Source organism: Roseateles sp. P5_B10 (assembly GCF_056400485.1).
On sequence record NZ_JBFULE010000280.1, the window covers coordinates 1 to 6,201 of the forward strand.

Genomic DNA, 6,201 nt, shown 5'->3' on the forward strand with positions numbered 1-6,201 from the left:
GAGCCTCGACGGTGATGGTCGCGATGGCGTCAATCAGCGCGTCGATCCGCGCCGACGGCCGGCGCAGCGGGCGGGCCACGGCGGGCAGCGTCGCTTCCAGCGCCTCGGCCTCGGCAGTCGCCTCCGCCGTCACGGGCGGCGCGTCGAAATGCGGCTCCTCCAACGACGGCACGGCGCGCTTCGGCCCCGCCTTGCGGGCGGCCCAGGCGCCCTGGGCGATGACGCCGATCAGCACCACGCCACCCGTGATGGCCAGAAGTTCGGTCAACGAAACGTTCATGCCGCCTCCGCCATCGCCAGGGCTTTGTCCATGTCGACGGCCACGATGCGCGACACACCCTGCTCCTGCATGGTCACGCCAATCAGTTGTTCAGCCATTTCCATCGCAATCTTGTTGTGCGAGATGAAGAGGAATTGCGTGCCCGCACTCATCTTGGTGACGAGGCGCGCATAACGCTCGGTGTTGGCGTCGTCCAGCGGTGCGTCCACTTCGTCCAGCAGGCAGAAGGGCGCCGGGTTGAGCTGGAAGATCGCGAACACGAGGGCAATCGCCGTCAACGCCTTTTCGCCACCCGACAGCAGGTGGATGGTGCTGTTCTTCTTGCCCGGCGGCTGGGCCAGGACCTGCACGCCGGCGTCCAGGATCTCGTCGCCCGTCATCACGAGGCGCGCCTCGCCGCCACCGAACAGCTCGGGGAACATGCGGCCGAAGTGGTCGTTGACCTGGTTGAAGGTCGAGCCCAGCAGGTCGCGCGTCTCCAGGTCGATCTTGTGGATCGCGTCTTCCAGCGTCTTGATGGCCGAGTTCAGGTCGGCGCATTGCGAATCGAGGAAGGTCTTGCGCTCGCGGGCCGTGGTCAGCTCATCGAGTGCGGCGAGGTTGACGGCGCCCAGGGCCGCGATCTCGCGGTTGATGCGATCGATCTCGCCCTGCAGGCCGTAAAGCTTGACGGCGCCGTCTTCGATGGACTTGGCCAGCACTTCCAGGTCGACGGCCGCCGCTTCGAGTTGCTCGCGGTACTGCGCACCGCCGAGCTGGGCGGCCTGCTCCTCGAGCTGTAGCTTGGTGATGGCCTCGCGCAGCGGGTCCAGGCTGCGCTCGAAACCCATGCGCTGCTCGTCGGCCTTGCGCAGGCGCAGGCTCAGGTCGTCGTAGTTGGCGCGCACGGCGGCCAAGGCCTGCTCGCGTTCGACCTTGACGGCCAGCGCGTCCTGCAGCCCGGCTTGCGCCGCAGCGTCGTTCAGCGTGTCCAACTCGCCCTGCAGGCTGGCAGCCGAGGTCGCGACGGTGGCGATCTGCGCCTCTGCAGTTTCGATGCCACGCTGCAGCTCGCCGCGGCGTGCAGCCAGCGTCTGGGTTGCGAAGCGCGCCTCCTGAGAGCGGCGCTCCAGCGCGCGCAATTGCTCGCGCGCATCAGCCAGCTTGCGCTCGGCGGCGATGGTGCCGTCTTCCAGCTCCGCGTGGCGCTGCTGCGCGTCGCCGAGCTGGATGTCCAGTTCCTCGAAGCGGGCCTCGCCGACGGCGCGGCGCTCCTGCAGGCCTTCCTGCTGGGCGGCGATCTCGGCCAACTCGGCATCCAGCACGCTGCGGCGCTGCTGGCTGGCTTCGGCCTGTTGGGAGAGGCGCAGCAGCTCGACGTGGATCTGGTGGGCGCGGGTCTGCGCCTCACTGGCCTCGCGGCGCAGCGTCGTCAACCGTCCATTGGCGTCGTTGAACTGGTGCTCGATGCGGCTCAGCGACAGGCGAGCCTCGTCGGCGATCAGGTTCTGGGCGCGCTGGGCCGTCGTCAGCTGCTCGATCTCCTGGGCGCGTGCCAGCAGGCCGGCCTGCTCGGAGTCGGGCGCGTAGAAGGTGACCGAAAACTGGCCAACGGCGTGGCCGGCCGGCGTCAGGATCAGCTCGCCGTGCRTCAGCTTGCCGCGCGCGGCCAGCGCGTCATCGAGCGTCGGCGCGGTGTAGACGCCTTCCAGCCAGTCATTCAGCAGCGCGGACAGGCCCGCGTCGTTCAGGCGCAGCAACTCGCTGAGCTTGGGCAGCGTCTCGTGCGTGTTGGCGATGGAGCCGCTCGGCGTCGAATAAAAAGCCAGGCGAGCTGGCGGCGAGTCGGCCTCGAAGGCACGCACCGTGTCCAGCCGGCCGACGCTCAAAGCGCCCATGCGCTCGCGCAGCGCGGCTTCCAGCGCGTTCTCCCAACCCTGGGCGATGTGCAGCTTGGTCCACAGGCCTTGCAAGCCATCAAGGCCATGCTTGGCCAGCCAGGGCTTGAGCTTGCCCTCGGTCTGCACCTTCTCCTGCAGGGCCTTCAGCGCTTCGAGCCGAGCGGTCAGGTCGGACTGCCGGGCGAGCTGGGCGTTAGTGTCCTGCTGGGCGTTGCGGCGCTGCTCTTCGAGTTGCGGCACCTGCTCGGCCAATTCCTGCAGGCGAGCGTCGGACAGATCGCGCGCCTCGTCGGCTGCAGCACTGCGTTCGCGCAGGGCTTCCAGGGCTTCGTGATCAGGAGCACCCAGCGCGCGCGACTCGGCCGTCAGCTTGTCCTCGCGCTGGCGCAGCGCCTTCGCCTGCTCGTCCACGCTGYGGCTCTCGGCGGCCAGCACCTGGATCTGCTGCTGCACCTGGGCGACCAGGGCACGCTGCTCGTTGGCTCGGGCCTGGGCGGCACGCACKGCGTCCTCGCTCTGCGGCAGCTGGGCCTGCTGTTCCTCGGCCTGGGCGGCCAGGATCTCGCTCTGTTCGTCGGCGCCGGCAATCTGCTCGGCAATGCCTTCCAGCTCGGCCTTGKCCTGCTCGACGCGCTCGCGCCACTGGCCGTCCTGCGTGTGCAACTCGGCCAGGCGGGCCTGTGCGCGGTTGCGGCTCTCGACGACAAAGCGGATGCGCTCTTCCAGCCGGCTCACTTCGAGCTGGGCCTCGGCGTAGCGGCCTTGTGACGCGTGCAACTCGTCGCCCGCCGCATAGTGGGCCTGGCGAACTTCTTCCAGCGTGGCCTCGACGGCGCGCAGCTCGGCAGTGCGCGACTCCAGCGCATTCAGCGCCTCGGCGTGTGCCGCCTTGACGCGCGTCGCCTCGTTGCCGGCGTCGCGCAGTTTCAGAAACCACAGCTGGTGCAGCTTCAGCGTGCCGCTGTCCTGCAGGCTGCGATAGCTCGCCGCGACCTCGGCCTGGCGTTCCAGCTTCTCCAGATTCGCGTTCAGCTCGCGCAGGATGTCGTCGACGCGGGTCAGGTTCTCGCGGGTGTCCTTGAGACGGTTCTCGGTCTCGCGGCGGCGTTCCTTGTATTTGGACACGCCGGCCGCTTCTTCCAGGAACAGGCGCAGCTCTTCCGGCTTGCTCTCGATGATGCGCGAGATGGTGCCCTGGCCGATGATGGCGTAGGCCCGCGGCCCCAGCCCCGTGCCCAGGAAGACGTCCTGCACGTCGCGGCGGCGCACCGGCTGGTTGTTGATGAAGTAGCTGCTGGTGCCGTCACGCGTCAGCACGCGCTTGACGGCGATCTCGGTGAACTGGTTCCACGGGCCGCCGGCGCGGGCGGATTGGTTGTCGAACACCAGCTCCACGCTGGAGCGCCCCGCGGGCTTGCGGTTGCCCGAGCCGTTGAAGATGACGTCCTGCATGGACTCGCCACGCAGCTCGCTCGCCTTGCTCTCGCCCAGCACCCAGCGCACCGCATCCATGATGTTGGACTTGCCGCAGCCGTTGGGCCCGACGACGCCGACGAGTTGCCCAGGCAACTGGAAGGTCGTGGGTTCAGCAAAGGATTTGAAGCCGGCCAGCTTGATCGAATTCAGCCGCATGAAGCTCGCGCGTAAGCCCTTGATTTGGCTAAAGAAAAGCGCCTTTCAGGGGCGCTTCAACGGGGTCGGATGATAGCATTCGCACCCTCTCTGATTGACCCTGCATCATGGCTACCAAGAAGTCCGCCTCCGCCCCCGCCGCCAAGAAGAAACCCAAGATGCGCGAGGTGCCCAAGAACCCGCCCACCAAGCCCAGCAAGGACATCCTGGTCTTTCCGAATCCGAACCCGGAACGCGACTACGTCATCCAGTTCCAGGTGCCCGAGTTCACCTGCCACTGCCCGCTGACCGGCCAGCCCGATTTCGCCCACTTCACGATCGACATGATTGCGGACGAACTCTGCGTGGAGCTCAAGAGCCTGAAGATGTACTTCTGGAGCTACCGCAACGAGGGCGCCTTCCACGAGAAGGTCACCAACACCATCCTCGACGACATCATCAAGGTCACCGACCCGCGTTTCATCCGCATCACGGCCAAGTGGTATGTGCGCGGCGGCATCTACACCAATGTCGTGGCCGAGCACCGCAAGCCCGGCTGGACGCCCGCGCAGCGCGTGGACCTGCCGGCCCATGGGTTTGAGTCGGGGATGCTGGGCTGATCAGCGTTTCATGATGGGGTTGCGCCGCCAAGCGTCCTGGTTGTCATCGACGATGCGGCCGGCGTTCAAGGTGGACAGATAGCGCTTGAGCATGGCATCGAACTCCTGCAGCCGCCCCAGGCAGGCGCTTCGGCGTGACCAGCCCACATAGTTCAGCGCCTCGGCCACATGGGGCTTCAGCGCCACGTACTTGCCCTCGTTGCCGCTGGTGATCAGATGGGACAGCGCCGGGTAAYGTGGCGAAATGAAGTAGTCGATGCGGYCGGCGTCGAGCTTCAGGAAGTTCTCCTTGATGCCCGGCCCTGCCTCGACATTGAGATTGGCCTCGATGTACTCGTCCAGCCCGTCACCGAACCGCGTGCCATGCGTGACGCCGCCGCGCAACCCGCGCAGGTCTTCGCGTTTGGTGAACTTCAGGTTTTGCCCGGCTCGCACAAACGCCGACGAAGGGTTGGTGAAGATGGGCGTGTCGGCGAAGGCCAGGTATTGCTCGCGCTCGGCATTGCGCTTGAGTTCGGTGACGATGTCCACCTCGCCGACGCGCGCGTTCTGCAGCACGCGCACGAACGGCCCGACATAGCGCAGTTCATAGGGCAACTTGATCGCTTGCAGCACCGCCAGGACGACGTCTACGCTGGCCCCCCGCAGCGTCTGGCCGTCATACCAGGCATAGGGCGGGTACTCGGGGTCCGCCGTCACGACGACCTTCTGGCAGGCCGCCTGGCCCAGGGCTGCGCCATTTGCGGCAAGCAGCGCGCAGATCAGCCAACAGCGTTTCATCACATGCCTCCCCAGGCTGCAGATCACGGGCTGCGCCCTATCATGCCTGCATGAGTTTCCCCGTCAATCCGCGGCTCGACCGGCTGCACCCCTATCCTTTCGAGCGCCTGCGCGAGCTGACCGCCGGCATCACGCCCAATCCCGACCTCGCGCCCATCTCGCTGGGCATCGGCGAACCGCGCCATGCCGCGCCGGCCCTCATCGCGGAGGCCATCAGCAACTCGATGAAGAGCCTGGCGGGCTACCCGGCCACTGCCGGCACGCCGGCCCTGCGCGAGGCCATCGTTGGCTGGATCGCGCGTCGCTACGGTTTGACGCTGGACCCGGCCACGCAGGTTCTGCCCGTCAATGGCTCCCGCGAGGCGCTGTTTGCCATCGCCCAGACCGTCGTCGACTCGAGCCGACCCGGCGCCACCGTCGTCTGCCCCAATCCCTTCTATCAAATCTACGAAGGGGCCGCGTTGCTGGCCGGTGCCGAGGTGGCCTACGCCAATTCCGATCCGACGCGCAACTTCGCCGTCGACTGGCGCCAGATCGATGACGCGACCTGGGCGCGCACCCAGTTGCTCTATGTCTGCTCGCCGGGCAACCCGAGCGGCGCGGTGATGCCGCTGTCGGAATGGCAGGCCCTGTTCGAATTGAGCGATCGCCACGGCTTCGTCATCGCGTCGGACGAGTGCTATTCGGAGATCTATTTCCGTGACGAGGCGCCCCTGGGAGGCCTTGAGGCCGCTGCCAGGCTGGGCCGCCCCGACTTCCGCAACCTGATCGCCTTCACGTCCCTGTCCAAGCGCTCCAACGTACCGGGCCTGCGCTCGGGTTTCGTGGCCGGCGACGCGGCCCTGCTGAAGAAGTTCCTGCTCTACCGCACCTATCACGGCAGCGCCATGAGCCCCATCGTGCAGGCGGCCAGCATCGCGGCCTGGGGCGACGAGGCCCATGTGGTCGAAAACCGGGCCCGCTACCGCCACAAGTTCGCCGAAGTCACGCCCCTGCTGGCTGACGTGCTGGACGTGGCCCTGCCCGACGC

At 67.1% G+C, this 6,201-nt stretch carries 4 protein-coding genes and 1 pseudogene; 2 read left to right on the plus strand and 3 right to left on the minus strand.

Annotated features, from left to right (window positions below):
• Both AC1DU6_RS16890 and smc read right to left on the minus strand, forming a co-directional pair.
• A pseudogene (locus tag AC1DU6_RS16890) lies at positions 1–280 on the minus strand (cell division protein FtsZ); the annotation flags it as partial.
• Positions 277–3,792 (minus strand): chromosome segregation protein SMC, encoded by a 3,516-nt coding sequence (gene smc, locus AC1DU6_RS16895; RefSeq protein WP_477858448.1) that lies wholly within the window; start codon positions 3,790–3,792, stop codon positions 277–279. The gene smc and the pseudogene AC1DU6_RS16890, both read right to left, overlap by 4 nt.
• Before the next feature lie 158 nt (positions 3,793–3,950).
• Here smc and queF point away from each other — a divergent pair, with 158 nt between their 5' ends.
• The gene (queF, locus tag AC1DU6_RS16900; RefSeq protein ID WP_056202531.1) at positions 3,951–4,391 is read left to right on the plus strand and encodes a preQ(1) synthase; all 441 of its coding nucleotides are present in this window, start codon (positions 3,951–3,953) and stop codon (positions 4,389–4,391) included.
• Here the strand turns inward: queF and AC1DU6_RS16905 are convergent, their stop codons facing one another.
• Positions 4,392–5,171 (minus strand): substrate-binding periplasmic protein, encoded by a 780-nt coding sequence (locus AC1DU6_RS16905; RefSeq protein WP_477858450.1) that lies wholly within the window; start codon positions 5,169–5,171, stop codon positions 4,392–4,394.
• Between the two features lie 50 nt (positions 5,172–5,221).
• Here AC1DU6_RS16905 and dapC point away from each other — a divergent pair.
• Positions 5,222–6,201: succinyldiaminopimelate transaminase (gene dapC / locus AC1DU6_RS16910; RefSeq protein ID WP_477858452.1), on the plus strand; the 980-nt coding region annotated here is incomplete at its 3' end.

Excerpts from the sequence above, each read along its gene's own strand:
- queF (WP_056202531.1), top strand. The coding sequence starts at position 3,951 with ATGCGCGAGGTGCCCAAGAACCCGCCCACCAAGCCCAGCAAGGACATC.